27 protein-coding genes are annotated in these 26,431 nt (G+C 37.1%); 4 read left to right on the forward strand and 23 right to left on the reverse strand.

Annotated features, from left to right (window positions below):
- From ACQ334_RS09625 to ACQ334_RS09645, 5 genes are all read right to left on the reverse strand, one after another.
- Positions 1-234 (reverse strand): CBU_0592 family membrane protein, encoded by a 234-nt coding sequence (locus ACQ334_RS09625; protein ID WP_430987987.1) that lies wholly within the window; start codon positions 232-234, stop codon positions 1-3.
- Between the two features lie 2 nt (positions 235-236).
- Complete coding sequence (locus ACQ334_RS09630; protein ID WP_430987988.1) at positions 237-752, reverse strand: hypothetical protein; 516 nt, start codon at positions 750-752, stop codon at positions 237-239.
- A gap of 60 nt (positions 753-812) precedes the next feature.
- Positions 813-1,394, reverse strand: a complete 582-nt coding sequence (locus ACQ334_RS09635) for a glutathione peroxidase (protein WP_430987989.1) — start codon at positions 1,392-1,394, stop codon at positions 813-815.
- A gap of 153 nt (positions 1,395-1,547) precedes the next feature.
- Positions 1,548-1,931, reverse strand: coding sequence for a GxxExxY protein (locus tag ACQ334_RS09640; RefSeq protein WP_430987990.1), 384 nt, complete (start codon positions 1,929-1,931; stop codon positions 1,548-1,550).
- A gap of 213 nt (positions 1,932-2,144) precedes the next feature.
- Entirely contained in the window at positions 2,145-3,518 is a 1,374-nt protein-coding gene (locus ACQ334_RS09645) for an aldehyde dehydrogenase (RefSeq protein WP_430987991.1), read from the reverse strand.
- Between the two features lie 38 nt (positions 3,519-3,556).
- Here ACQ334_RS09645 and ACQ334_RS09650 point away from each other — a divergent pair, with 38 nt between their 5' ends.
- The gene (locus tag ACQ334_RS09650; RefSeq protein ID WP_430987992.1) at positions 3,557-3,994 is read left to right on the forward strand and encodes a nucleoside deaminase; all 438 of its coding nucleotides are present in this window, start codon (positions 3,557-3,559) and stop codon (positions 3,992-3,994) included.
- Position 3,995: 1 nt separating this feature from the next.
- Here ACQ334_RS09650 and ACQ334_RS09655 read toward each other — a convergent pair whose 3' ends face one another.
- The gene (locus tag ACQ334_RS09655) at positions 3,996-4,385 is read right to left on the reverse strand and encodes a T9SS type A sorting domain-containing protein (protein ID WP_430987993.1); all 390 of its coding nucleotides are present in this window, start codon (positions 4,383-4,385) and stop codon (positions 3,996-3,998) included.
- A 76-nt stretch (positions 4,386-4,461) separates the two neighbouring features.
- Between ACQ334_RS09655 and ACQ334_RS09660 the strand changes: the two genes are divergently transcribed.
- Both ACQ334_RS09660 and ACQ334_RS09665 read left to right on the forward strand, forming a co-directional pair.
- A complete protein-coding gene (locus ACQ334_RS09660) occupies positions 4,462-5,061 on the forward strand; it encodes a superoxide dismutase (RefSeq protein WP_430987994.1) in 600 nt (199 codons plus the stop codon).
- Positions 5,062-5,144: 83 nt separating this feature from the next.
- The gene (locus ACQ334_RS09665; RefSeq protein WP_430987995.1) at positions 5,145-5,720 is read left to right on the forward strand and encodes a hypothetical protein; all 576 of its coding nucleotides are present in this window, start codon (positions 5,145-5,147) and stop codon (positions 5,718-5,720) included.
- Here the strand turns inward: ACQ334_RS09665 and yidD are convergent.
- The 13 genes from yidD to ACQ334_RS09730 form a co-directional block, all read right to left on the reverse strand.
- On the reverse strand, positions 5,702-5,932 hold the full coding sequence (gene yidD, locus ACQ334_RS09670; RefSeq protein ID WP_430987996.1) for a membrane protein insertion efficiency factor YidD: 231 nt from the start codon (positions 5,930-5,932) through the stop codon (positions 5,702-5,704). The two genes, ACQ334_RS09665 and yidD, sit on opposite strands and share 19 nt — an antisense overlap.
- Positions 5,907-6,350, reverse strand: coding sequence for a ribonuclease P protein component (rnpA, locus tag ACQ334_RS09675; RefSeq protein ID WP_430987997.1), 444 nt, complete (start codon positions 6,348-6,350; stop codon positions 5,907-5,909). The genes yidD and rnpA overlap by 26 nt, the downstream gene beginning before the upstream one ends.
- 77 nt (positions 6,351-6,427) lie before the next feature.
- The gene (rpmH, locus tag ACQ334_RS09680; protein WP_430987998.1) at positions 6,428-6,595 is read right to left on the reverse strand and encodes a 50S ribosomal protein L34; all 168 of its coding nucleotides are present in this window, start codon (positions 6,593-6,595) and stop codon (positions 6,428-6,430) included.
- Between the two features lie 133 nt (positions 6,596-6,728).
- Complete coding sequence (gene murI, locus ACQ334_RS09685; protein WP_430987999.1) at positions 6,729-7,550, reverse strand: glutamate racemase; 822 nt, start codon at positions 7,548-7,550, stop codon at positions 6,729-6,731.
- 63 nt (positions 7,551-7,613) lie between these two features.
- Positions 7,614-8,162 carry an OmpH family outer membrane protein gene (locus tag ACQ334_RS09690; RefSeq protein ID WP_430988000.1) on the reverse strand — a complete coding sequence of 183 codons (549 nt, stop codon included), beginning with the start codon at positions 8,160-8,162 and terminating at the stop codon, positions 7,614-7,616.
- A gap of 75 nt (positions 8,163-8,237) precedes the next feature.
- Positions 8,238-8,753 carry an OmpH family outer membrane protein gene (locus ACQ334_RS09695; protein WP_430988001.1) on the reverse strand — a complete coding sequence of 172 codons (516 nt, stop codon included), beginning with the start codon at positions 8,751-8,753 and terminating at the stop codon, positions 8,238-8,240.
- A gap of 78 nt (positions 8,754-8,831) precedes the next feature.
- Positions 8,832-11,555: a BamA/OMP85 family outer membrane protein gene (locus ACQ334_RS09700; protein WP_430988002.1), complete on the reverse strand. Its 2,724-nt coding sequence runs from the start codon at positions 11,553-11,555 to the stop codon at positions 8,832-8,834.
- Between the two features lie 118 nt (positions 11,556-11,673).
- Positions 11,674-12,417 carry an isoprenyl transferase gene (locus ACQ334_RS09705; protein ID WP_430988003.1) on the reverse strand — a complete coding sequence of 248 codons (744 nt, stop codon included), beginning with the start codon at positions 12,415-12,417 and terminating at the stop codon, positions 11,674-11,676.
- Positions 12,418-12,509: 92 nt separating this feature from the next.
- Positions 12,510-15,641 carry a DUF4838 domain-containing protein gene (locus ACQ334_RS09710; protein WP_430988004.1) on the reverse strand — a complete coding sequence of 1,044 codons (3,132 nt, stop codon included), beginning with the start codon at positions 15,639-15,641 and terminating at the stop codon, positions 12,510-12,512.
- Positions 15,642-15,875: 234 nt separating this feature from the next.
- Positions 15,876-16,730, reverse strand: coding sequence for a DUF6089 family protein (locus tag ACQ334_RS09715; RefSeq protein WP_430988005.1), 855 nt, complete (start codon positions 16,728-16,730; stop codon positions 15,876-15,878).
- Between the two features lie 79 nt (positions 16,731-16,809).
- A complete protein-coding gene (locus ACQ334_RS09720; RefSeq protein WP_430988006.1) occupies positions 16,810-17,313 on the reverse strand; it encodes a gliding motility lipoprotein GldH in 504 nt (167 codons plus the stop codon).
- Between the two features lie 27 nt (positions 17,314-17,340).
- Positions 17,341-18,216 carry a YicC/YloC family endoribonuclease gene (locus ACQ334_RS09725; protein WP_430988007.1) on the reverse strand — a complete coding sequence of 292 codons (876 nt, stop codon included), beginning with the start codon at positions 18,214-18,216 and terminating at the stop codon, positions 17,341-17,343.
- A 174-nt stretch (positions 18,217-18,390) separates the two neighbouring features.
- Positions 18,391-18,855 carry a GNAT family N-acetyltransferase gene (locus ACQ334_RS09730; protein WP_430988008.1) on the reverse strand — a complete coding sequence of 155 codons (465 nt, stop codon included), beginning with the start codon at positions 18,853-18,855 and terminating at the stop codon, positions 18,391-18,393.
- 553 nt (positions 18,856-19,408) lie between these two features.
- Between ACQ334_RS09730 and ACQ334_RS09735 the strand changes: the two genes are divergently transcribed.
- Positions 19,409-20,353: a UDP-3-O-(3-hydroxymyristoyl)glucosamine N-acyltransferase gene (locus tag ACQ334_RS09735; RefSeq protein WP_430988009.1), complete on the forward strand. Its 945-nt coding sequence runs from the start codon at positions 19,409-19,411 to the stop codon at positions 20,351-20,353.
- A gap of 3 nt (positions 20,354-20,356) precedes the next feature.
- Here the strand turns inward: ACQ334_RS09735 and ACQ334_RS09740 are convergent, their stop codons facing one another.
- The 4 genes from ACQ334_RS09740 to ACQ334_RS09755 all read right to left on the reverse strand — a co-directional run bounded on the left by ACQ334_RS09740 (position 20,357) and on the right by ACQ334_RS09755 (position 26,412).
- Positions 20,357-21,106, reverse strand: coding sequence for a LytR/AlgR family response regulator transcription factor (locus tag ACQ334_RS09740; protein WP_430988010.1), 750 nt, complete (start codon positions 21,104-21,106; stop codon positions 20,357-20,359).
- A 1-nt stretch (position 21,107) separates the two neighbouring features.
- Positions 21,108-23,990, reverse strand: coding sequence for a histidine kinase (locus ACQ334_RS09745; protein ID WP_430988011.1), 2,883 nt, complete (start codon positions 23,988-23,990; stop codon positions 21,108-21,110).
- Between the two features lie 247 nt (positions 23,991-24,237).
- Positions 24,238-25,335, reverse strand: a complete 1,098-nt coding sequence (locus tag ACQ334_RS09750; protein WP_430988012.1) for a carboxypeptidase-like regulatory domain-containing protein — start codon at positions 25,333-25,335, stop codon at positions 24,238-24,240.
- 99 nt (positions 25,336-25,434) lie between these two features.
- Positions 25,435-26,412, reverse strand: coding sequence for an NAD-dependent epimerase/dehydratase family protein (locus tag ACQ334_RS09755; protein ID WP_430988013.1), 978 nt, complete (start codon positions 26,410-26,412; stop codon positions 25,435-25,437).
- Positions 26,413-26,431: the final 19 nt, after the last annotated feature.

A 26,431-nucleotide genomic window follows, 5' to 3' on the forward strand; every position in this document is an offset into this window, starting at 1 on the left:
CTATTTAGCATTTTTCACCAACCCAAATACCGAAACTACAAACCAGGTACCTTCTAAAATAACAAAGGGCCAGTAATTAATAAGCCAGGATGCGTAACAGGCCAAACCTGCACCAACAATATTTAGCAGAAAAAATATTTTGCTTTTACCATTGATCCAATTGAAAGTATTGCAGAAATACGCCAGCAATATCATACCCACACCAATTGTACCTATAATATCGTTGTAGCTCATAATTAGTGTTGCTCAATAAATGATTGCAATCCTGTAAGATAAACAGCACCTCTTTTTTCTGCAAAATAATCTGCCGTTAAAGCAAGTAAAGCCATGATGGCTAAAGTTACACCGAAACCTTTCCAGAATAATTTACTGGCATCGTTTTTAAAATAGAAAAATAAAATGATACCCAACAAGCACAATGTAATCTCAACATACCTGAATACCACAAAATTTTTCAGTACTACTATCATCCTCGGAATTTCCTGATGTTTTAATTCAGAAGGATTCATATCATAAGCATAAACATTTCTGATACGATCGCCATCGCTTCGTTTATATACTGTAAAACCAACAATACCCAATAACAAACCAATCAGCAATAAAGGGATTGCAGCCCCTTTATAAAAATTTGTTTTACAAACAAAAAAGAAAATGATGGCAGTAATTATTCCGGCAATTCCAATAGCAACAAACAAAAGACTTTCCTGTTTTTCGCCGTTAAAATATTTTTCAATATCCGATGTTGTAAACATATGTGGTTGTTTTACAAAAAGACGCCGTGCGTTCTACAGCGGTTGTCAAAGTTATTTTATTTATTCAATAGCTTTGGTAACAGCATCACTTAATGGCGACACAGAAGGGTCAAAATAATTCGTCAATATGCCTTTTTCATTTACTAAATATTTAGAAAAATTCCAGGTAGGTGCTTTATCATTCCAGCCGTTTTTTGCTGCTTCAGTCAACCATTGAAAAACGGGATTTTGTTGCGGCGATTTAATCACAATGCTTTTTTGCATTAAAGGAAATGTTACCCCAAAGTTTACTTTACAAAATTCAGCGATCTCTTTATCTGTTCCTTTTTCCTGTTCTTTAAAATCATTGGCAGGAAAACCTAACACTACCAATTTGTCTTTATAGGTTTCAGATAGTTTTTGCAGATCATCATATTGATTAGTGTAACCGCAATCGCTGGCAGTATTTACCAATAATACTTTCTTTCCTTTAAAGCTGCTGAAATCAATGGTATCACCATTAATTGAAATGGCTTGCTGCATATAAAAGGGAACCGGCGGCTCTTTAATGCCGGATAATTCCGTGGCATTTTTTCCTGTTAGTTTAGTAAACCACATCAATGCCGGGTAAACTGCTTTTAATACTTTTTGTCGGTACGTCATGTTTTTAGAATTGCGGTTTATAATTTCTACATAAGCAAAAAAAGCAATAATCAATATTGAAAGAACAATTGAGATTCTTTTAAGTTTAATATATCGCTTTTTAGTTTGCATTTTTTGATGTCATCCCCGAAGACGCAAAGCACACAAAGTAAATTATTCCAGTTCCCCATTAATTTTCCTGTGAATGCCCTCTCTGATAAGATTCACATTAAAGTTAACGAGTATTGCCAATTTTATTTCCGCAAGTTTCAAATAGGTTATAACTGTTTTATGATGTACTTTTTCTAAGTGTTCGACAGACTTTATTTCAATTAATAATTTTGATCCCATAATAATATCCGCCCTAAAACCTACATCTAACAGTTTATCTTCATAAAAAACCGGAATTTCCGGTTGGCGCAAATAAGTAATGCCTCTCTTTTCTAATTCATAAGCAAATGCAGATTCGTAAACACTTTCTAATAAACCCGATCCAAGGGTAGTGTGAATTTTATAACAAATATCCACAGCAATTGTTGCTAATTCGTTTTCTGTCATATTTTTTAAATTATCCCACTAGGGCACTGAGTTCACAAAGATTCCCCTTGTATTCTTTATGCTTTTGCAGGGAGGTTATAGAATATGTTAAAGACGAATTACAAGGTAATACAGGTTGCTTACTTAATTTTTATTATCAAAGTATATTTGATCCCCTATCTAGCTAAATTTACAAAGGCTGTCTTTCTGTTTTTGCATCTTTGTGGGAATTCATTACCTGATCACCCATTTAAACAGTTTCAATTTCCCTTTAAACGGCGGATATTTTATTGAAGGGTCAAACCAGGTGGGTGTTTTCATCACCGCTTTTTTATGACTGAAAGTATCAAAGGAATTTTTGCCATGGTAACTACCGGTACCACTAAAGCCTCTGCCACCAAATGGCAAATGATGATTGGTTAAATGCCAGCTGGCATTATTTACGCAACCGCCACCAAAAGCCACACTGCTAAGCCAGTCTTTTTCTTTTGCGTTGCTGGAAGTGAAAACATAAAACGCCAATGGGTTTTTATGTTGGGCAATTATTTTCACTGCTTCTTCTTTTGTATTGAAAGAAATGATGGGCAATATCGGGCCAAAAATTTCATCTTGCATAATTGGTGCATCCAGGCTTACTTTATCCATTACGGTAGGTTCAATAAATAATTTGTCTTTATCAGTTCTGCCACCGTGCAAAATATTCCCCTGCGGTAAATAATTTACCAGCCGGTTAAATTGTCTTTCATTAATGATCTTGCTATAGTTATAACTGTCTTCAGCTTTATCGCCAAAAAATTTTCCGATGGTGGTCTTTAATGCCGCAACCAATTCTTGTTTTTTACTTTCATGTACCAATACATAATCAGGTGCCACACACATTTGCCCTGCATTGCTGTATTTGGTCATGGCAATTCTTTTTGCAGCCACTTTTATATTGGCATCACTTTCTACAATGCAAGGGCTTTTACCACCGAGTTCCAATGTAACCGGCACTAATCTTTCTGCAGCCATTTTATAAATTATTTTTCCAACAGCAGTGCTGCCGGTATAAAATACATGGTCAAAACTAAAATTGTTCATCATTTCAGGAATAACAGTTGCTCCATCACCTTCGCTAAATAAAATATATTCAGAAGAAAAAGTTGCTGCAATCAATTGTTGCATTACGGCACCTGTTGCCGGTGCAAATTCAGACGCTTTTAATACACAACAATTGCCTGCGGCAATAGCGCCCACTAGTGGTGTAAACAATAATTGCAGCGGATAATTCCATGGGCCAATGATCAACACTACGCCTAATGGTTCTTTCATCACAAAACTGGTGGAAGGTACATTGAGTAAATTGGTAGCCACTAAATCATCAGCCATCCATACTTTAAAATTTTTAAGTGTGGCATTTATCTCACTTAGTAAAAAACCGGTTTCGGTAACCCAGCATTCTTCAGCACTTTTTTTAAGATCGGTGTATAACGCAGTATGGAATGCTTCTTCATATTTTAATAACGCAGTTCTTAATTTTTGTAATTGCTCTTTACGAAAAGCATACGATTTTGTAGCGCCGCTTTCAAAATAGCTTCGCATTGCCGAAAGTTGATTTATGTTTGCCATTACAACTAAATTTGCAGCAAGGTAATAAAAGCAGGGATATGACAGACGAACAATACATGCAGCAGGCACTTAAAGAAGCACAAAAAGCCTTTGATGCCGGGGAAGTACCGGTTGGTGCCATTGTGGTAATGCAGGACAAAATTATTGCCCGTGCCCATAACCAGGTGGAATTATTAAACGATAGTACGGCTCATGCAGAAATTCTTGCTCTTACTACAGCCTTTAATTTTTTAGGCAGCAAGTACTTACCGGAAGCAATTTTATATGTAACGCTTGAGCCCTGCCTGATGTGCAGCGGCGCTTTATACTGGAGTAAGATCGGCAAAATTGTTTATGGAGCTGATGATGAGAAGAACAGCTACAGAAGATCTACCGGGGAAAATAATCCCTTCCATCCAAAGACGGCGTTGGTGGGTGGCCTATTAAAGGAAGAATGTGCAGGCTTGATGAAGGCTTTCTTTAAGACAAAGAGATAGCCTATTGAACGATCATTTTTTTCTTAACCAAGCGGTCTTTTTGCTTTACAACAATAAAATAGATACCAGGCTGCAATGCAAACATGATCACCATATTTTCATTGCCATTAACCAGCAGGCGCTGATCATCCCTCACCAATTTGCCATTTACATCAACAATTTGCAACTTAATTATTCCCGCCTCAAAGCCATGTACTTCAAGCTCAGCCTTATTTTTAGCAGGATTGGGGAATAATTTAACCGACGCTTTTTCTATTATGGGCAAAGAATCTATGACTGATTTCTTTGCTGCTATTTTTAAACTATCAGGCACAATACTACCATCGGGGCTTTGAGCAAAGCCTTTACAAATTCCCAAAAACGTAACCAGTAGTATTACAATTTCTTTCATTTTATAATTGAATCGGAAACCAATAACGTAAATTTGTTGTCTATATTTCATAACACTATCATAAAAATTAAAATCTATGGCATTTACATTACCGGCTCTGCCTTACGCACACGAAGCATTAGAGCCACATATTGACACCACTACTATGCAGATACATCACGGTAAGCACCACCAGGCTTACGTGGATAATTTAAACAAAGCCATTGCAGGTACAGAGCATGAAAATAAAAGTTTGGAAGACCTGGTAAAACATGCTGGTTCTATTTCTCCAGCGGTTCGTAATAATGGTGGTGGGCACTGGAACCACAGCTTTTTCTGGGAAAGCCTTGCGCCTAACGCAGGTGGTACGCCTTCAGGAAAATTAGCTGATGCTATCACTGCTGCTTTCGGAAGCTTTGATACATTTAAAGAAAAATTTGCTGCAGCTGGTATGACAAGATTTGGAAGCGGCTGGGCATGGCTTATCGTTAAAGATGGTAAATTAGAAATCTCTTCTACCCCTAACCAGGATAATCCTTTAATGGAAATTGCTGATGTAAAAGGCACACCTATTTTGGGTTGTGATGTTTGGGAGCATGCTTACTACTTAAAATACCAGAACCGCCGTGCTGATTACTTAGCGGCATTCTGGACTGTGGTAAACTGGAGCAAAGTAGCTGAACGTTTTGGCGCATAAACCATCAACAATAATTTTATTAAAAGCTGTAACTAATGTTGCAGCTTTTTTAGTTTTATGATATCTTGTAGCAAACTATACTGATGTACAAATGGACCATTACGTTTATTGTTGCTCTTTTTTATAGTGTTTGTTTATTTGCTGATACGCCAGGCAAAGCAGAGATGTATGAGAGTAAAATAAGTTTCCAGGGAGTAACAAATATTGCCGGTTATACTTTTTATTGGGCGATGGAAAGGAGTAATACCGCTGATGTTGTAACAACAGATTCATCTTTTTATATGGCTGCAAGCCATGGGGCTCCTTATTCCTATTCGTTTTGGGCGATAAATAATATCACCAAAAAATCTACAGATACTATTCCATTTCATAATTACTATTCGCCTGATTATGTAATTATATTGAATGCCGTAAAGAATGATTCTATTTACTATACTCAGAAAGAATTGTCTAATGCCAACGATATCGTACATGAAGGAAATACTGATAGCATTGCCAATAAACAATTGATTGCTGATGCGAAATCTTTCAAGCGTAAACATTATATAAGAGTGGGCTTGTTTTGTGTTGCAGGTATTGCAGGCTTAGGTGGCCTTATATGGTTCTTTGTGACAAGAAGAAAAAAGAAAGCTGCATCAACTCAAGGCACTGGATCATAACCATGCCCACCCCAGGGATGACATTTGGAAATTCTTTTTATAGTTAACCACAATCCTTTTACCGGGCCATATTTTTTTAATGCTTCAATACCGTAATGCGAACAGGTTGGCGTGTACCGGCATTTGTTACCCAGCCATGGCGAAATGATCCATTGGTATAATTTTATCAGCACGATAAATGGAAAGCTAAGTATCAGTAACAGTTGCTTCATTACAAATTTTTATTAACCGCCTTATTGCTGCTGCTGTTTTTTCAACTACTACATCATATTCGGGCAGTTCATTACCGGTGTAAATTATAAATACTTTTAAATCTTTACCTTCTTTGTTTACACCATTTACTAAACCACTTTTCTGGAGGCGCCAGGCTTCTCTCATTAATCTTTTAATCCGGTTTCTGTCAACTGCTTTTTTAAAATATTTTTTGCTTACGCTGAAGGCGGTTTGTAGCACGGAAGCTCCGGCTTCCGTGTGCATAGTAGGGCTGGAAGCTGGAGCTTCCAGGTACAAGTACAACACCCGAAACGGAAATACAGAAAACGACTTACCTTCTTTGAACAATTGCTCAATGGCTTTGGCGCTTTTCAGCTTATCCCTTTTGCCTAAGGTGTATCGTTGTTGTTGTTCCAATTATTCAAAATTAAAAAGTCCTGCCGAAAAGCAGGACTGATTTATTTTAGCCGGATTCTTATACAGAAACCGTTATCTTATTTTTTATCACCACGTTCGCTGGAAACTGTAAGTTTATGGCGTCCTTTCTTTCTGCGGCTTGCTAAAACTTTACGTCCGTTGGCGCTTTCCATACGCTTACGGAAACCGTGTACTGATTTTCTACGGCGTTTATGGGGCTGATACGTTCTTTTTTTACCTGGCATTGTTTTAAATTTTTCCTTTAAAAAATAATTTTTACACTCTACAACAGGGCACCATCCCCAGTGTTTGTGAAAGGACGGCGAAGGTAGGGTAAAATTTTAGATTTTTGATTGCAGAATGTGGATTTTTTTAGCCTCAAAGCTGTAAGTGGCTTGATTTTACTGGCTTTCCGTAAAAATTGCTGGCATGATTATCAAAATCCTCAGTAGAATCAGTAGTAAAAAAAGAGAGTTGCCCGTTTTTACTGCACCTGGCTTCCATTTCGGGATGGCGAATCAAATACTCCTTCAGGCTGCCGGCTACAATTTTTCCCTGCGACAATACTTTAATACCCTGAGGAATAAACTGTTGTATCTTATTCATCAGCAAAGGATAGTGAGTGCAGGCCAGTAAAATCGTATCAATATCCGGTGATTGCTGTAATAATTTACCCATCTCTTTTTGTACAAAATAATCAGCCCCGGCAGATTGGTGTTCGTTATTTTCTATCAATGGCACCCACATGGGACAGGCTTGCTGGTATACTTTTATGTTGGGATAAAATTTAGCAATTTCTATAGGGTAAGAACCTGACTGCACAGTTCCGTTAGTGCCTAAAATGCCCACTGCATTCGTTTTGGAAAAACTCCCAATCACCTCAGTTGTCGGCCTGATTACACCTAATACCCTTTTAATGGTATCAATTTTGGGCAGGTCGTTTTGTTGTATTGTACGTAAAGCTTTTGCCGATGCAGTATTACATGCCAGTATCACTAGTGAGCAGCCCTGGCTGAAGAACCATTGTACACATTCCAGGGTGTATTGGTACACTGTTTCAAAGCTGCGGGTGCCATAGGGTGCACGGGCATTATCGCCCAGATACAGGTAATCATATTGCGGTAACTGATCCACTATTTCTTTTAAAACAGTTAATCCACCATAACCGCTGTCGAATACACCAATGGGGCCTTTATTCATTTATCAAAAATACAAAAGCCATCCCGGTAAACGGAATGGCCTTTGTAAATATTTTGTTGCAAATTAATTACCCGTTTTTGCAGGTGCTTTTGTTGCAGGCGGTGTAACCGGTGGAGTATCTTTAATACCCAGTTCTTTTTTTACCAATCCTAAAAGATCATCTGCAGGAGGCATAACCAGTAAAGAATTGAAATCTAACACATAAGCATAGCCGTTTTTCTTAGCTACGGTTTTGATTGTTTCAATTGCCTTTTGCTGAATAGGAGTAAATTTTCTTTGTGCTTCAGCTTTGGCTTTTTCCTGTGCATCATTATTGTAACCTTGTACTTTTTGTACCAGTTCAATCAATTCCTGTCTTTTTATTTCTTTCATGCTCGGAGTCATTTTAGCAGAATCTTCTCCGAATTTTTTAATTTTTTCGTTGGCTTCTTTTTCCAGGTCTTCCCCAGCTTTTACTAATGATTCCTGGAATTCCTGTAATTCTTTGTTGGCAACTGCTGTTTCGGGCATCGCACCAATTACTTCATCAAGGTTTATATAACCAATTTTTGTTTGTGCTGAGGCACTTAAAAATCCTAACGCCATTACACCAGCTACGATTAACTTTTTCATTGTTTTGTTTAATGTTTACTTTTTATAGTTTGTTTTTGTATGGTTTTAGCTGCTCTGCAGCCAAGTATTAACAGTTTATTTAACACCCAGGTTCCTCAGTACTTCGTCGCTCTTATCCAGTTTTGGGTCGGCAAAGATAACGGTAATTCCTTCACTTTTATCCAATATAAAATCATATTGCCTGTCTACAGCCAGTTTCTGCACAGCGTTGTACACCCTGTCCTGTATGGGTTTTATCAGTTCCTGCCTTTTTTTAAACAGATCTCCTTCAAAACCAAAGCGTTTCTTTTGCAGGTCTCTTAATTCCTTTTCTTTATTGTATAACTCATCTTCCCTTTTCTTCTTTAATTCATCACTCAACATTACCTGCTCAGCATCATAATCTTTGATCATCTTATCTACCAAAGTCTGTTTCTGGTCAATTTCCTGCTGCCATTGTTCACTGAACTGGTCCAGTTTTTTCTGGGCATCTTTATAATCGGTTAATTTTTCCAAAATGTATTTAGAATCAATAACTGCATAACGCTGCGCCTGGGATGCGGTAGCAATAAGCAATACGCAAAAGGCAATAAGCAAAAGTTTTTTCTTCATAATTTCAAATTTTTAATACTACGCTAAAAGTAAGTAAGAATTTGTAAATCTAAAATCGGCAATCCTAAATCTACAATCCTATTCCGGTTCCTGGCCCAGCATAAAGGTAAATTTACCAGCGCCTTTTAATCCACCAGATTGTGTGTACCTGTCAAAACCTACACCATAATCAAACCCTAGTAAACCAAACATTGGTAAGAAAAAGCGCATACCTACACCAGCAGAGCGACGCAATTTAAAAGGATTATAGCTTTTAAAATCATACCATCCATTAGCTGCTTCAAAGAAAGCCAATCCATAAATTGTACTGCTGGCACTGGTGCTGAATGGATAACGCAGCTCCATGGTGTACTTATTAAATATGGTAAAGTACTGGTTGGATGAAACGGTTTCGGGATTGATCTTTGGATCGGATGAATTGTACACCGGGTAACCACGATGGGCAATAATATCATACCCTAATAATGCGTAACTGTTGCTTAAGCCGGCATCTCCCAATTGAAAACGCTCAAATGGAGATATCTGTAATTTAGGATTGTACCTGCCTATAAAGCCGTATTTAGCAGCCGCTTTTAAGATAAACTGTTTGTTATGTTCGGCACCCCGGGCCCGGCCGATAGGCACATACCATTCGCCGTTAAAACGCCATTTATGAAATTCGGGTAAGGCGTAAGGATTGGATGCACTTGGTATAATACCTAATGCAGAGTAAGGCAAAGTAAATTGTCCGCTCAACATAAAGTTAGAACCACCGGTTGGAAATATCGGGTTAGGACCTGCCGAGTTACGCACTAATGCGATCTTTAAACTTACATTGGTAGAAGTACCATTGCTTAAACCTGCAAATATGTTAGCGTAATTCTTCAGTTTGTATTGCTGCACATTTAATGCATAGATCAGGTTAAAAAAGTCATCAGGCCATTTTAACTGCTTACCTAACGATACAGTGAAGCTGCTGGTTTTTACATAAGATGTATCACCTGCAGTTTTATCATAAGCACCTGTAGTAGGGTTATAAGCATTAGCGTATCGGGTGTTGGAATATCCTATTGTAAAGGAGTTCCGTTTTTTACCCCCTAACCAAGGTTCGGTAAAAGAGAAATTATAGGAACGGAATGCTTTACCGTTTGATTGAATCCTTGCACTCAGCTTCTGTCCATCGCCTGATGGTAACGGATCCCAGGTTGATTTTTTGCCAATATTTTTTATAGAGAAGTTATTGAAGGTTATACCTAACGTTCCCGTTAAGCCGATACCGCCGCCAAAGCCCGCCGAAAGCTCCAGCTGATCGGCAGATTTTTCTTCAATTTCCCAGTTAATATCTACCGTACCATTATCTGCATTAGGCACCACATTCGGATTGATCTTTTCTGCATTGATAAATCCAAGTTGCCCTAATTCCCTTTGTGTACGTATAATATCCGCACGGCTGAATTTTTCTCCCGGGATAGTTCTTAATTCACGACGGATAACATAATCTTTCGTTTTATCATTTCCTGAAATAGTGATGTTACCATAAGTGGCTTGCGGCCCTTCGGTCATCCTTACTTCAAAATCGATAGTATCATTATATACCGCTGTTTCAACAGGGTCTATCCTGTAAAAAAGATAACCATCATCCATATATAAACTTTGCACATCACCGCCTTCGGCAGATATTTGTTTACCCAGGCGTTTGTTCAGCAATTCCATATTATACACATCGCCTTTTTTAATACCCAGCACCACGTTTAATATAGAATCTGAATATTTGGTATTGCCTTTCCACACAATATCGCCAAAGTAATATTTGTTGCCTTCGTTTACTTTTACAAAAACGTTCAGGTTATGCTTTTCATCGTACACAGTGGTATCGCCAAGAATTACCACATCCCTGTAACCTTGTGAATTATAATAATCCAGTACATGTTCTTTATCTTCTGCAAATTTTTTGTCGCTGAATTTACCGGAGCTTAATTTTAAACGAACATAAGGATCCAGAACTTCTTTTGTTTTAGAAGGGGATAAAAATCCTGCGCTATTGATATATTCCTTAAAGGTTAATTTTTTCGTCGTGTCTCCGTAAGGGTTCTTTACTGAAATCGGATACAAAGTAAACCTTGGCATTTCTTTGGTACCCTTCATTTGTTTTTTCAGCTTTTGCTCAGCTATAGTTTCGTTGCCACTGAAGCTTACCTGGTTTATTTTTACCTTGCTGCCTTTATTAATAATGAAGGTTAACGAAACCGCATTATTTAAAGCCGGCATTATTTCCTCTTTCATCTGTACATCTACATTGCGGTAAGATTTTTCATAGTAAAATTTCTTGATGGCTTCCACTGCACTCAGCTTCATATTTTCTGTTACCACCCTCTCTTTTACCAGCTGCACTTTTGTTTCAAGATCGTCTCTTTCACTTTTTTTAGGACCAACAAATTTAAATTCCGCTAACCTTGGCCTTTCTGTTATTTCAAAATGAACATAAAGATTCCTGTCTTCCAGTTTGGTGAAAGAAATTTCAATATTAGAAATAAGGCTTTGCTTCCACAATTTGGCAATGGCTTTACTGAAAACATCGGTACCGGGTATCAGCACTTTATCTCCAACGGCAATACCTGATATAGAGATAATAAGATTTTCGTCAAAAGCTTTAGTGCCACCAACTGTTATTCCTGCAATAGTATATTCTTTTGGCGTTTTTGAAGTGAAGATTCCCAGTAATTCGGGGTCTGCAGATACGGGTGTTTCAACCTGGGCCGCAACAAACTGGCTGCTGAATAAGATGGTAACAATAAAAAGAATCCTTTTGTAAATCAGGCGCATCAATTTGGTATTTTATGAGCGGCAAATTAAGCCCATTAAGTTAAAACTATTTGTTAATCTTGGTCGGTTTTGGTTTAGAAGTTTAGAGTTAGTGGTTCAGCCCTTAACTTTCAACCTTTTAACTTTTTACCTGTTCGCTTGTTTTCCCAAACCTGCGTTCCCGGCTTTGATAATCCAGAATGGCTTCGTATAAGTTCTCTTTCCTGAAATCGGGCCACAAAGTATTGGTAAAATGCAACTCTGCATAAGCTAACTGGTATAATAAAAAGTTGCTGATCCTGTATTCCCCACTCGTTCTTATCATCAGCTCAGGATCGGGAAACTCGGCGGTGCACAGGTATTGCTGAATCACCTGCTGATTGATAGCTTCCGGCTGTAACTTATTGGCCTTCACATCTTCAGCTATATTTTTTATGGCAGTGTTTATTTCCCAGCGGCTGCTGTAGCTTAAGGCCATGATGAGGTTTAAGCCACTATTTTTACTGGTTTCCTGTATGGCTTCATCCAGTTCTTTACGAGCTGATTCCGGCAACATATTGATATCGCCGATTACATGAAGCCTGATATTATTTTTATTAAGTGTGGGTACTTCTTTTCGGATGGTTTCCACCAACAATTCCATAAGGCCGGTTACTTCGTAAGCAGGGCGGTCCCAGTTTTCGGTACTAAAAGCATATAAAGTAAGGTATTGAATACCCAGCTCTGCGGCACCTTCTACAATATTACGTACACTTTCCACGCCATGTAAATGGCCAAAAAGCCTGTCTTCGCCTTTTTCTTTTGCCCATCGTCCATTACCATCCATAATGATGGCAATATGCTTTGGCAGTTGTTGAATATTTATTTTATCCTTCTGGCTCATAAAACACGTAAAACTATTAGTCAGGCACAGGGCCTGACTTTGGGCTGCAAAAGTAATAAAATTTAGTTGTAATAAGCGTTTTAGGGCAAATCTTACGATTTAACCAGTTTGCCTTTATACACCTCCCCCTTAATCACCATACGGTATACATACAAGCCGGCGGAAACATGGCTGATATTAAACTGCCTGGTGTTTTTAAAACTCCCTACCTGGTTGCCCAATGTGTTGTAAATAGTGATTTCATCTGCAACAGCGGCCATTCCATTTTGCATGCAGTTAAAAACACCTGCAGAGGGGTTAGGGTATAACACCGGGGTAACAATAATAGCAGCCCTGGCAGCTCCGCTTGCACATGCTTCCTTATCACGCAGGTATTGTGCATCGCTGTTAAGGGTTCTGGTAAAACTACAACCCGTACCGTTAGTTAAAGTAATAACCGCATTGGGAGAAATATAATCCGGCAGATCAACAACAGACTGATTGCTGTATTTTAAAGTGCGGCCCATATCAGTTACTTCCCAGGTAAGGCCCGTTGCTTTAGCGGTAGTTGCGGTTGCTGTTAAACGTGTAAAACAATTGCCGTTTTGGTTTACAACAGTTGCAGTAAAAGTTGCACTGCTGCAAGCACTACGGTTGGCGTACCATAAGGTATTACTAATGTTGATGAACTGCAAAGTATATTGCGCCATCGTTGTTGCCTGCCAGAAAGTACCGCCGGCACCTTCTGGTATTTCTACATACAATAATGAAGAGTCTTTGGGGGTTACAAAATGTAACTGAACTGCATTACCGTTATTATCTTTTACGTTAAAGTTGTTACTTATGGCTTCTGCCGATGCATACTTACCCGCTGAAAAACTATTTACATTACAGTAAATGCGGCTAAGGCCATCGGGTACATAAAAATACCCTGGCAAACTGGCGGGGTCAGCTTTATAACTTTCTGTTTTATTACCCAGGAATAAACCATTTTTGTAAAAATAATTTCCGTTGGTGGTAATAGCCAGTTCTACAGCGGATTTGTATTTGGATACGATAGTTAAAAGATAATTGCCTGCTGCCGGCAGATCAATTTTAATGGAACCTGCAGCATTGTTATTATCGATGCTGAAATCTTTTACTATCTGCAAAGTTTTATCTGCCGATTCTACTAAAAAATTAATGTAGCCCTTGCCCGCCATATCAAAAGTGGGTGTATACTGAATAGTGAAATTGCCTGCTGCAGGAGCAATGATATTGAACGAAGTTTTATTGTAATAATTGATGCCGTTGGTATAGGTGATCTTTGTTTTGATTACAGCAAGTGGGGTAATGTTGGCTGTTTTAAACTGATCTTTTACATATGACGCTTTTTCCAGCTTAAATGCTTCTAGCTGGTTGCCATATTTACTTACATCCTGCAAAAAATCATTTTCAATTTCTGCTGCAGTTATCAGGGGCAAATTGCCTCCCTGGTAAGCGGTTCCGTTTACCACATTATATTGAGCGTAAAAATCGCTGGTAGTGGCATATTTGCTTACAATGGTTGCTATCAGGTAATAACTGTTTACCAGTTGCAGTTTATTTGTTTTAGCCAGGTAAATGCATAAGGCTGCGTCACGGCTGGCTTTTGTAATAGTTTTATCCTGGTCATCTCCACCCTGGTTAAAATACAATACCATATAATGCAGGTAGGCCTTTAATTCCCGTAATCTCTCTTTAACCACATCTGTTGCGGTTTGTGTTTGCTGTGCTGCAGTATTCAATAACTGCAGGTACAATTGAATGGAATATTTATCGGGAGCTGTTTCTTCTTCGCCCCATAATTTAAAAATATTGTACACGGTGGTATTGGCTGCACCAAACATATTGTCGCAAAATTCATGCAGGGTACTATCTACCTCCATATTATCTTTCAAATAATTATTGGCTGCTAACAATACAGGAAGACTGCCAAACTTTGCAGGTGATGCTTCCCACATTAATCCTTGTGATTTTTTTTCTTTTGCAATTTGCAATGTTGTTTTCAAATCGCTCCATTTAAAGGCAGGGGTTTCTCCGCTCCAGCCAGAAAGGTTGAGGTAATGGTATTCAGAAACATTAGCAGAACGGTTATACCAGCGGTTTCTTAATCCATTGGTACTGCTTTCCATCTGGTATACTGTTGGTATTATTTGTATGTCGATATTTTTATTGAGTACAATTGATGCGGCAGGTACATCGGCATGGCCGGAATAAGCATACAACTGAAAATGTTTATCAGGATATTTAGCCAGTATACTTTGTGCAGTAAAATTAGCTAATGCAAAATGCTGATCGCTTTCTTTAGGATAATCTGCTACTGTGCAAACTTCATTTTCTTTTGAATTACCAAATTTAGCTCCATCGGGTACTTCGATACCAATATTATCGTAATTGTATTTGAAGTTTCTGTAAATGTTAGTGTATAAAGTTGTGTTATTGTAAATGTTAGTTTTATACTGGGTATATTTTTGTTCAATGGCGTTGGCCCATAATTCTTTAGCTACCGGATTATAAATATCCGGTACCGATTGTGAATTGGCCTGCCTTGAACCATTATAATTAGCTACGTAACAAGGATTGTTTTGCAAAGTAGTTAGATAGTTGCCGCTCATTACATCATCTCTGTGCCCGGTAAAACGTGCACTTCCCAACATTCCGTTACGACGTTGGTATAAAGCCCAGTTATGCCCGTTTTCACCAAAGTAGGCATCCCAACCATAAGTTGCGTTATTATCCATTATCCAACGGTTATGCCCCCCGCTGATAAACCAGGTTTTGTATTTATAACTGCAGGTATAAGTAGTATCTGATTTTCTGTATGGTGATGAGAGTGAAGGTGTAATTTCCCAAACTGAACCCGGTTGATAAAACCTGAAGCCCAGCTGGTGCAGAAACTGGTAGATCCCAAAATGTAAACCATTGTCGCCAAAAGCTGAAAATCTTATATAATTAACTCCATCGCTTTCTACTTTACAAGCCTGGTTATCTGTAATGGCAGAATCATAAACAAAGATGACGCCTGTAGATGGAATTGTAGTGTATGCCTGGGTGATAAATTTACTTCCGTTTACAGCTTTCTGTAAAAGCATAGCAGCATCTTCTGCAGTTGCCTTAAGCAATTGAGAAGAGCGGGACGGATAATAAACAGTTTGTGCCTTTGCATTTAATGAAATGCATAAAGCAATAACTGCTGTAATAACGCAGTTGCGAATGAACGCCATAGTTAACTTGTTAGTGGTGAGATAAACTATGGTTTCATCACAGAAATGAAAGGATTTGTGCTTGTGTTATTCCAAGGATTGGTGCTTAATAGTTATTCTTTGGTTGGAAATCTGAAACTGATGAGGTAAACCATCAATTATTTGTTTGGGGGAGAATGTAAATATAGGCAAATTTTTGTAAGAACAAAACAAAGCCCCGAAAAATTCCGGGGCTTATACTATAAAAAGATAGTTTTAGTTTGAACTGGGGCACCGGTAGCTACTGATATTAAAGGAAATACCAATTTCAGCAAAAATATACTGGTCTCTCTGTTTGCTGAATCCACGTTGCCTTCCTTCTACACCCAAAATATTATTAGGATCCAGTTCATAAGAACGATCCTGCAATAAAGCGGCTGTTGATGGCTGGCCGTTTGGTAATGTGGCAAACCTGCTGGCACCTATATATGTAGTACTCACATCGTCAAGGTAATCTGTAGTGGTGAACCGATTAGACACTTCAAAAGAGAGGTTCATCTTTTCGGTAATATTATATTTCATACCTACGCCTAATGGAATACAAAAAGCCATAGTGCTGTACTGTTTTCTTCCTTTATAACCCAATACCTGTCCTTCAGTTCCTAACGGACGCAAAAATTCCTTTTTACCATCTAAATAGGCATAAGGATCGTAGCTGAAAACACCTACACCTAAGGTTACATAAGGTGTAAAAGAGTGTTCAGGATCGCCTGGGATAAATTTAAAGAAATTAAAATCGCCTTGTACAGCAAGCTCCCATATATTGGAATTGAAGCTGAGGTTTCTTGTTTTCTGGTAATCGTTTTTGCTATAAGTATCGCTATAACCAACCTGTGCAAAATGGGCGCCGATACGCATTCCTACATAATTACCAAATTGTTTGCGGAAAAATAAACCCAACGCAGGTTTTGGCCTGTTTATAGCAGCCCTTGTATTAATATCTCCAAAATAATGTGCGGCACCCAACGTTACACCAAAATCTCCCTGTTGTACATAGTCATATCGTTGTGCCCGGGTACTATTGACCATCACAAGTATAAACAGAATGGTAAGGACTGTTAGTTTCTTCATAATATGCAAAATAAAGAATTGTTTTGTTAAAACGAGCAGATCGGGTTACAGAGAGGGCAGGTTTTTTAGTTTTTAGCCCTTATTGTTTTTCAAGCCTTAAGCCAGCGCTCATTATACCCGGCAACGGATCTTCCCTCATTACCTGTGCAATAGAAAAATTATAGGTACCTGTATTTTTAAAACGCACTCCCCTGAAATACAATTGCCGCACCTCCCATATATCATTCATGCCTGAGCCTAACCATCCGGTAGCGTCGGTGCCTAATGTAAGGTCAAATTTCTGGTAATGCATGCTATCGCCTGGTGGCTGTATGCCTACATTAAGCCATATATTATTATACTTATAGGCATCGGTATGGCGTAATACTATATATGTATTGTAAGCAGCGGCCGTATCTGCAACAGCAAAACTACCTTTTACTACAAAACTGTTTTTCCACTCATTTTTAGGAATAGTGGTGTCTTTTTCAAAAGTAGCCAGTTGTGTGCAGGATGAAAAAAATACGCAAAGGAACATTAGTAAAAGGCTATAAGCAAAGGGAAGCCTGGTACAATATGATTTATTTTTTTTGAGCATACTCATACTGCAAAAATAATTGTTGCTGATAAATTACAGTGCATTTAAAACCTGTTCTTTAGCTTTTTCTAATTCGTCTTTCATCTTTACCACACATTTTTGTATAGCTGCATCATAGGCTTTACTTCCGGTAGTATTGATCTCTCTGCCTATTTCCTGCAAAATAAAAGATAGTTTTTTCCCTTTACCTTCTTCAGGTTCCTGTAATATCGATTTAAAATATTCGCAATGCTGGCGCAGGCGTATCTGCTCTTCGTGGATGTCTATTTTTTCCATGTAGTAGATCAGCTCCTGTTCCATCCTGTTGTTATCAATATTTTCTTTACCTACATTTTTTTCCAGCAACTGGTTAATCTCGTCCACGATTCTTTTTTTACGATTAGGTTCCAGTAACAGAATCGCTTCTTCCTGTTCTTTAATATTATCAATTCTTTTGATCAGGTCTTTTTCCAAACCATTGCCTTCTTCGGTACGATGTTGATTGAGATTATTTAATGCAGCAATTAAAACCTTATTGAATTCTACAAAATCATTTTCATTCAATACATCATTAGTTGGTGTTACCACTTCAGGCAAACGTAGTAAAGCACTCAGTACGGAGTTGGTATCAATTTTAAGTTCACCTGCCAGCTCTTCAATCTGCCTGTAATAGGCTTTAATTAAATCTGTATTAATATTAACCGGTTTTGTAGTTCCGTTTTGTTTGATATTAATAAAGCAGTCGATAGTACCACGTACAAGGTGTTCCTGTAAAGTATTTCTTATTTCAAACTCGTAAGGCCGTAGTAATGGCGGCAATTTCAATTGCAGTTCCAGTTGCTTTCCATTAAGGGCTTTTATCTCTACTAAAAAAGTTTTCTCGTTTACGGTTTGTTCTGCCCTTCCAAAACCCGTCATTGATTTAAGCATGCGATATTTTTATTTTTTGCAAGATAAGGATTAATTGCAGGTTGGGGGGGTGTTTTGTTACGGGTTAAAAAGTTACAGGTTACGAGTTACGGGTTAATTGATTGTTTGCGATTAATAAACATGATCAGCGGATAATCTCTTATCAAAACAACAATCGATAAACCCGTAACCCATTTAACCCGTAACGCTTTCTTCTTCAGGATAACCTTCCAATAAACTCAACCGCATTATTCTTTCTGAATTCTGCAAACGTTTAAATCCAAATCGTTCATATAAAGTATGGGCATCTTTTGTACCCAGCATCCATCCTCTGAAACCCTGCAACTCCGGATGCTCCATAATTTCTTTCATCAGCCATTTGCTGAGTCCGATACCACGATATTGTTCTACTATAAAAACATCTGCCAGGTAACCAAAGGTGGCTTTGTCTGTAATCACTCTTGCAAAACCAATTTGTTGATCGGCATCATTAACTTCTTTTTTGTAAACACCAAAACAAAAAGCGCCATCAATTGCTTTTGCAACAATTGCCATTGGAATATTTTTTGCCCAATAACTTTCTTTACTTAAATAATTATATACAACGTTGATATCAATTTTTGATTTATCGGTACTGATAATAAAATCATCTTGTAGCATGAGATGGGTTGCAATTTTATGTTGCTGTTGTAAAAGTAAAAAAGAGGAGTTGATAAAAATAATAAAGCCCGACATTTGATAGCCAGGCTTTGTTATATAGATGGGTTAGTAAGTACCGGGAACCAAATTCCCTACACAATATTAAAAAGAATTTTTGCTAACATAAAATTATTTCCAAAAAATTTTATTAACATTTTTTATATCGCTGTGGATAATAGCGCCGGTAATTGCATCATTTTAAAAAATAAAAGATGAGATTTTTAAAAAAATATTTTATTAAAGAAATATTTTAAAAAAAACAAACCGCTGAAAGTATTGATTTTACTATACTTTCAAAGGAATTGATTTATTTATTGGAAAATATAAGTGTACTTTTTTTTGCCACTGCATATTTCTAATGTAGTTTTTTAAAAGTCATTTTCAGCGTTTTGGGAAAGTAAAAAAAGTTGGAAAATATTTTTGCACAAAAGGCTGAAAAAGGCGGTTTGATGCATTTTTATAACAAAAGCGGGATAAATGCAAAGCGCATTACCTTTACAAAAATATTATAACTATGCAATTTCCTTCTCCGGTTTCGTTACAATGGATTGCCGAATTTATCGGTGCCACACTTTTGGGTAATGTTACCGCCAGCGCAACCGGCATCAATGAAATACACAACGTGGAAAACGGAGATCTTGTTTTTGTTGATCACCCTAAATACTACAGCAAGTGTATTAACAGTGCTGCAAGCTTTATCATCATCAATAAAGAAGCTGCTATACCAGAAGGTAAAGCTTTATTAATCGTTGAGAATCCCTTTGAAGCATATTGCAAAATTGCAACACACTTCCGGCCGTTTGAAGCTGCATCAAAAACAATTAACGACACTGCAGTAATTGGTGAAGGAAGTTTTATTTATCCAACTGCATTTATTGGCAATCATGTAAGCATCGGAAAAAATTGTATCATCTATCCCAATGTTTCAATAATGGATCATTGCATTATTGGTGATAATGTAATGATACAAAGCGGGACAGTAATTGGCAGCGATGCATTTTACTACAACACAAAAAAAGACCGTGAAGTATGGTATAAAAAAATGCCGAGTTGTGGCAGAGTGGTGATTGAAGATGATGTGGAAATTGGTGCAGGCTGTACTATTGACAGGGGTGTAAGCAGCGATACAAAGATCGGGAGAGGAACCAAATTTGATAACATCATACATATAGGGCACGATACTGTGTTGGGTAAAAATTGCCTGGTTGCAGCAAATGTTGTAGTAGGTGGCTGTACCATTATTAAAGACGGTGTAACCATCTGGGGAGGTGTAATTATCAATAAGACCTTAACCATTGGGGAAAACGCTGTATTACTTGCACGTACCGGCGTAGGTGGCGATCTTGAAGGCAATAAAACTTATTGGGGTGCTCCTGCAAAAGAAGCTGGTGTTGCACAAAGAGAACTGGTGTGGATTAAAAGGATACCTGAGTTATGGGATAAGGTGATGGGTAAATAGGTACTACTTAAACCGGTCAAAAAAATCATTCTTCTTTCTTATAGAAATTTCTATACAGGTATCATCTTCCATCTGAACATAACCACCCCTGCCTTTATAATACTTTTTAACGTAGTTAATATTAATCAGGCAGGAATGGTGAATCCTGCAAAATATTGCAGAAGGCAGGATATCTTCCAGCAGTTTTAAAGTTTTGGATACAAGAATTTTTTCTTTTCTTTTAATATGAATGTGAGTGTAGCTGCCCTCTGCTTGCAAATACATAATGTTACTAATATCCTCAAAATGGCAACCATCCGCTGTCGGCAAGGCAATTTTTTGTATGCCGGCATTTTCGGGTTTAAAATTATTCAATAAAGTACTAATCCTGTCATTGAGACTTCTTTCCTTTATACGTTTTTCTACTTTATTAACGGCCTCTTTCAGCTCATTTATATTTACAGGTTTTAAAAGATAATCTAACGCTGCATATTTAAATGCTTTAATTGCGTAATCATTAAATGCTGTTACAAAAATTACCTCAAAAGAAACCGGCAAAAGCCTGTCGAGCAAATCGAAGGCATTGCCATATGGCATTTCAATATCAAGAAAAACAAGTTCAGGTTCTGTTTCTTTTATCAGTTCATATCCTTTTAGCGGATCAGGGGCTGTTTGCACAATATTTACATTGGGACAATATTGTTTTATCAACTCGGACAGTGTGACAATATTTCCAGGTTCATCGTCAATTATTATAGCGGAAATGGTTTGCATATTATATGGATAAATTTATTTCTACTAATGTACCTGCTGCGGAATCGTCGTTATTCTTTAAGTCTTTTACCGTTACAGTAATTTTATTTTCAGTAACTCTATTAAGTAATTCTATCCTTTTGCTGGTTAAATTCATTCCTTTGCTTTGGTATTCTATATGTTGTTTGCTTTTAAATTCGACTGCTTTATCTCTGCCAATTCCGTTATCTTTTATGGTACAAAACAAGCTGTTTTCTTTAATACAAAAGTCAATGATTACTTTTCCCTCACCATCAGTTTTATACCTGATACCATGGCGGAGACTATTTTCCACATACGGCTGTAATAATAAGGCGGGTATATGTATATTATCAGCTTTAACATTCTCGTTTATAGTAATGAAATAGTTAAAGCTATCTCCAAAACGCATACGTTCCATATCCAGGTATTTTCTTAAATAAGATGCTTCTTCAGCAACTGTTATCTGTTTTTGTGAAGAGATATCCAGTGTTTGCCTGATAAGCGCAGCAAAACCTGTAAGATATTGATTGGCTTTTTCTTTTTCGTTTGTAAGAATATATTGTTGTATAGAATTAAGGCAATTGAAGATAAAATGCGGGTTCATCTGCGACTGTAAGGCCTGTTGCTCCAGTAAAGCAAACTGCTTTTGGTAATTATTTTTTTCTTCCAGCCTTTGTTTGGTTTTTTTATTTCGACTATTAAACACCCAACTAATTCCGATTATTGCCAACGCTGATACTAACAGGTAAAACCAAAATGTTTTCCAGAAAGGCGCCGTAATTGAAAAGTTAATCACAATAATATTGCTTTTTACACCATATTTATTTACCGCATACAATTCCAGTTTATAATCACCGGCAGGCAAAGATTTATAATCAAGATTATTTTGTGTGGTTACTTTCCAGTCATTATCAAGATCTGTAAGTTTATAATGATACATTATTTCTCCGCCCGACCTGAAAGAGATTCCTGTGTACTCAAAATGTATATTATTATTGTAAGACAAGTGAATAGCTGAATCTATTTTATACTCTTTTCCAGAAACAGTAATACCCAACAGCATCAAATTACACATCGAAAAATCAGCAATACTATTTTCATTAAAATAGGTTAGCCCTGCAGGTGAACCAACCCATACTGTGCTATCCTTAATGTAAAGCGCATTAATGGTATTAGATGGCAATCCGTCCGATGTACTGTATTTAGTGATCTGGTACATCTCATTTTGAACGTTGATTTTATTAATGCCCTTATCTGTACCTACCCATAACGTATTGCCTTTTATAAAAAGGGTTTTGCAGATATTACTGCTTAACCCCATGGTATCATTAATTGCACTTATTATTTTATTATTTCTTAAAGCAATAATTCCATTGTCGCTTGTTGATATCCATAATGTATTATCTTCTGTTGCTTTAATATCAGTTATCCTGCGTGTCAGGGCAGGATGTAGATTTCCCAGGTAATTATAGGTTTTGTTTTCGTTTACTTCATAAAGCCCCTTTAATGTGCCGATATAATATTTATGATTCAGGTAAAACACTTTGGTACACCTTTCTCTCCAGATCGTATCCGTAATCTGCAAATCATTCAGCCTCATTTTAAATGTGTAAAAAGAAGTACCAACAAGAATATAGTTGTCGTCAATTTTGTCTATTGACTTTGCAGTGTAAACATAATTAAAGGAAGGTTTATCATGTTCAAGCTTTACCAGGAAAGCATCAAATCCTAATATTGCTGTAGCGGTTGAAATATTCTTTACAGAATATAAGCGGTTGGTACCGGTATTTTTTTTTATGAGTACTAATTTGTTTCCATAGTTCAATTCTGACACCTTAAAATTTTTATCTACTAACATGCCCCTGCTAAATTGACCTCCTGCCAAAATTTGGCCATTATACTCTGTAATTGAAAATATTTCTTTTTCAGTTCTATTTTTTTCGGGCGAAAACAAAATTGTTCGTACTGCCTGTGATGGCAATTTATACACTCCTTCTCCAAAAGTGGCAAACCAAATATTCTTTTCCAAATCTTCTACAGAGCAGCTTATTTTTTTACCGGGTAAATAATGAATATTGAGTCTAATATTGTTGGTATCAACAGACCATGTGCCATTTGTAGTGTTTATATACGTATATACAACGTTCTGACCCTTTAATTGCCACGAGACAAAATCATTAGGAACACTTATCAGACAATACGCCTTTTTGATTTCGTTAAAACCAATGGCAACATAGACTGAATCATGTGATTTTTGCTTAATAAGATCTTGCCAATCATGTCTATCCTGGCCTTTCCAGCTAAAATCAGTATTGTTGAATAAATAAGCTTCTTTAATGTTAATATTAAGCAATATCTTACCTCCTGAATAAGAAACAAGCCCTGAACCATTTTTAGTAGTTGAAATATCTTCAATTTTATATCTCATAATACTATCAGACGCTGTAATAATTATTATAGTATTGAGAAAGGAGAAGCCTAAAAATTGTTTTTCGTCTTCTACTATATTGTCTACATTCCTATCAAAATTCATTTTCTTTATCAGGCTATCATTTCCCTTATTGTGTATTTTTCCTTGATAGTAGAAACACAATTCTTTGCTGAATGTGGCAATCCACAGCCTCCCTTTGCTATCTGCAAAAACTTTCAGCACTTCATTATCTGGCAACCCATCTTTTACTGTAAAATTTTTAAAGTGTGTACCATCATACCTGCTGAGGCCATTTTCTGTAGCAAACCACATAAATCCCTCCTTATCCTGGCACATGCTGTAAACGGTAGAACCTGCAAGACCATCTTTAGTATCGTAATGCACATAATTAAAGTCCTGGCACTTAAGTAGGGACGGAGTAAAATAAGCAAAAAGTAAGAATAAAAATTTCAATAAAAATCTATTATAAGTATGAATGTAATTAAAAAACCCCGATTTTATTAACCAGGGTAATTTAATAGCGTACGGATCTATTGTTCAAGCAGTATTCTCCTATCTGGAATTAAAAATACCGGGATTCCTGGTTCGCAAACAACAACGCAACTTTACCCTTGTATTATTAGACAAAGAATCAACAATATTGTTGATTCTTCGAAGATAACTTTGTAAGTGCGTCATTTTAGCCAATAACTGTGTAAAATCAGGGGGTTTTAAAATCATAAGGCAGCATATCTGCCATTTTTTTCCAGCTGAGATACTGGTTTACAGTGATGTCAGTTTGTTCGTAGTAATATCCGTTTTGTTCTATTATTATAGATTCCGCAGGTACAAAAGCTAAAACTGTAAGCTGAAATTTTGCAGGTTCGTCGGGGTTAGCATCAGCATAGGCTTGCTCCGGTTTTTCATTTTTATACAACACCGCTACATTATTTTGATTCGGCAACACTTCAACTGTTTGTGTACTGTCTTCTTTATGATAATTCATTGCATTGTATGCATTCGGCAATACTACTGCACTCTCTTTATCATTTGTTTTTACCAAAAACTGAATTTCAAAACCTTCTTCTTTTAATTGCCTGTTGTATAAGCTACGCATAAAATGCAACATAGAACCCTTATAGGTTTTTAACCTGTTGGCTGTCCACATATTTTTTCTGGCAGTATCAGTGGATTGCATTTCTTCAAATAGCGGATAACCTGTGTACAATGTAACCTGGGTATTATATTCGTAAGTAAAAGAATCGATAGTGTATTTGATGTTATACCCAAGTGCATCATTGGCAATTTCAATAGGAGCTGTGGCGGTAACTTTAAGCCGGTTTCTTTTTTTAGAAAAGAAAAAATGAATATCGTCTTTATTTTTTATAGTGCAGGATTTGCTGTTCTCTGTTTTACCAATAAAATTCTCCAGGAAAAAATCGCCGTACTTTGTCCAGCCATCTTTTACTTCGTTGCTGGAAGTGATCACAACATCTTCCAGCGCTTTTTCCTTTAGCTTTAACTCTATCACAATATTTTTATCATTTGCATCTGCGGTACTTATCCTCCTGCTTTCTGTTTGATAACCAGTAAAGGTTATAACCAGGTCGTAACCGCCATTGGGCAAACCGATCTTAAAATTCCCTTCAGCATCTGTTACCCCACCTTGTGTAGTGTTTTGTGCAAATACAGAAGCGCCTTGCATAGGTGCTTTTGTAACAGCATCAACAACTTTTCCGGAAACATAAAAGCTGGCTGATTGAGCAAAGACGGTGATACTTAAACAAGTAACTGCTATAAATAAAAAGATTTTTTTCATGTGATTTTTTTTGGCCACCAATTACACTAATAAACACTAATTGAAATCAATGGAAATTACCAGCAGTATAAATCGCATTGGTGTAAGTACAAAAATAGGTTACTGTTTGTTAAGCTTTTGGAAAAATAGTGCACAGGTATCGTTGACAGTATCTTCAATTTTTCTGTATTTAAAATCCGGCAAATATTTTTTAAGCTTGGTATTATCAAAATTCACTTTTACCATTGCTGTTTTTGCAGTTTCTTTTGTTATCAGCGGATCTTTTTTAGTGAATTTACTTTTTATTGCTTCCAGGCGCCACACAACTGCCGCAATTAACGGTGTAACTTTTTTATGTGGCGGTTTTTTACCAAATGCTTTTGCTATCAGGTTAAACAAATCATGAAAGCTTTTATTTTCGGCACTAATAATAAAACGTTGTGCTGTTATATCGCTTTCCATCAGTTGCAGCATTGCATTTACCACATCCCTAACATCTACAAATCCTGTTGTACCATCAGCATACCATGGAAATTCATTGTATACGTTTTTAAATATTTGTGAACTGCCGCCATTCCAGTCGCCAGCACCAAGTATTACAACCGGGTTTACCATTACGGCATTTAATCCTTCTCCAATACCACGCCAAACTTCCATTTCGGCTAAATATTTACTTTGCCCGTAATTACTATTGCTGGTCTCTTCAGTCCAGTTCATTGTTTCATTAATGATCTCGCCTTCTCTTATTCTACCTAATGCTGCCACACTGCTTACATACACCATTTTTTTTACACCAGCTTCCAAAGCAGCATTTACCACATTGGCTGTTCCTTCAATGTTTATTTTAAACATCTCCCTTTTTCTTTTTGGATTGAAAGTAACAATAGCAGCACAATGATATACCTGTTCAATGCCCTGCATTGCTTCTTCAAGACCCACCACATCTAAAATATTGCATTGCAATTGCTCAAGATTAGCAGAATGAAAATCGGCAAGTGGCGTTTTATTATAGATGGCTTTTACCTGCTTTCCCTGTGCAAGCAATTGCGTGATCAATTCCTTACCTAATAAACCTGCGCCTCCTGTTACCAATACCATAAAATTATTTTTACAAAGA

Origin of the sequence: Ferruginibacter sp. SUN106, assembly GCF_050611765.1 — a bacterium.
In the GTDB taxonomy this organism is placed as follows: Bacteria; Bacteroidota; Bacteroidia; order Chitinophagales; family Chitinophagaceae; genus Ferruginibacter.

Excerpts from the sequence above, each read along its gene's own strand:
- ACQ334_RS09715 (WP_430988005.1), bottom strand. The coding sequence starts at position 16,730 with ATGAAGAAACTAACAGTCCTTACCATTCTGTTTATACTTGTGATGGTC.
- ACQ334_RS09645 (WP_430987991.1), bottom strand. The coding sequence starts at position 3,518 with ATGGCAAACATAAATCAACTTTCGGCAATGCGAAGCTATTTTGAAAGC.
- ACQ334_RS09625 (WP_430987987.1), bottom strand. The coding sequence starts at position 234 with ATGAGCTACAACGATATTATAGGTACAATTGGTGTGGGTATGATATTG.
- ACQ334_RS09735 (WP_430988009.1), top strand. The coding sequence starts at position 19,409 with ATGCAATTTCCTTCTCCGGTTTCGTTACAATGGATTGCCGAATTTATC.
- ACQ334_RS09655 (WP_430987993.1), bottom strand. The coding sequence starts at position 4,385 with ATGAAAGAAATTGTAATACTACTGGTTACGTTTTTGGGAATTTGTAAA.
- ACQ334_RS09630 (WP_430987988.1), bottom strand. The coding sequence starts at position 752 with ATGTTTACAACATCGGATATTGAAAAATATTTTAACGGCGAAAAACAG.
- murI (WP_430987999.1), bottom strand. The coding sequence starts at position 7,550 with ATGAATAAAGGCCCCATTGGTGTATTCGACAGCGGTTATGGTGGATTA.
- ACQ334_RS09740 (WP_430988010.1), bottom strand. The coding sequence starts at position 21,106 with ATGCAAACCATTTCCGCTATAATAATTGACGATGAACCTGGAAATATT.
- ACQ334_RS09690 (WP_430988000.1), bottom strand. The coding sequence starts at position 8,162 with ATGAAAAAGTTAATCGTAGCTGGTGTAATGGCGTTAGGATTTTTAAGT.
- ACQ334_RS09755 (WP_430988013.1), bottom strand. The coding sequence starts at position 26,412 with ATGGTATTGGTAACAGGAGGCGCAGGTTTATTAGGTAAGGAATTGATC.
- ACQ334_RS09660 (WP_430987994.1), top strand. The coding sequence starts at position 4,462 with ATGGCATTTACATTACCGGCTCTGCCTTACGCACACGAAGCATTAGAG.
- ACQ334_RS09750 (WP_430988012.1), bottom strand. The coding sequence starts at position 25,335 with ATGAAAAAAATCTTTTTATTTATAGCAGTTACTTGTTTAAGTATCACC.
- ACQ334_RS09665 (WP_430987995.1), top strand. The coding sequence starts at position 5,145 with ATGTACAAATGGACCATTACGTTTATTGTTGCTCTTTTTTATAGTGTT.
- ACQ334_RS09725 (WP_430988007.1), bottom strand. The coding sequence starts at position 18,216 with ATGCTTAAATCAATGACGGGTTTTGGAAGGGCAGAACAAACCGTAAAC.
- rpmH (WP_430987998.1), bottom strand. The coding sequence starts at position 6,595 with ATGCCAGGTAAAAAAAGAACGTATCAGCCCCATAAACGCCGTAGAAAA.
- ACQ334_RS09640 (WP_430987990.1), bottom strand. The coding sequence starts at position 1,931 with ATGACAGAAAACGAATTAGCAACAATTGCTGTGGATATTTGTTATAAA.
- ACQ334_RS09705 (WP_430988003.1), bottom strand. The coding sequence starts at position 12,417 with ATGAGCCAGAAGGATAAAATAAATATTCAACAACTGCCAAAGCATATT.
- ACQ334_RS09710 (WP_430988004.1), bottom strand. The coding sequence starts at position 15,641 with ATGGCGTTCATTCGCAACTGCGTTATTACAGCAGTTATTGCTTTATGC.
- ACQ334_RS09700 (WP_430988002.1), bottom strand. The coding sequence starts at position 11,555 with ATGCGCCTGATTTACAAAAGGATTCTTTTTATTGTTACCATCTTATTC.
- yidD (WP_430987996.1), bottom strand. The coding sequence starts at position 5,932 with ATGAAGCAACTGTTACTGATACTTAGCTTTCCATTTATCGTGCTGATA.
- ACQ334_RS09650 (WP_430987992.1), top strand. The coding sequence starts at position 3,557 with ATGACAGACGAACAATACATGCAGCAGGCACTTAAAGAAGCACAAAAA.
- ACQ334_RS09695 (WP_430988001.1), bottom strand. The coding sequence starts at position 8,753 with ATGAAGAAAAAACTTTTGCTTATTGCCTTTTGCGTATTGCTTATTGCT.
- ACQ334_RS09720 (WP_430988006.1), bottom strand. The coding sequence starts at position 17,313 with ATGAGTATGCTCAAAAAAAATAAATCATATTGTACCAGGCTTCCCTTT.
- ACQ334_RS09635 (WP_430987989.1), bottom strand. The coding sequence starts at position 1,394 with ATGACGTACCGACAAAAAGTATTAAAAGCAGTTTACCCGGCATTGATG.
- ACQ334_RS09730 (WP_430988008.1), bottom strand. The coding sequence starts at position 18,855 with ATGCTACAAGATGATTTTATTATCAGTACCGATAAATCAAAAATTGAT.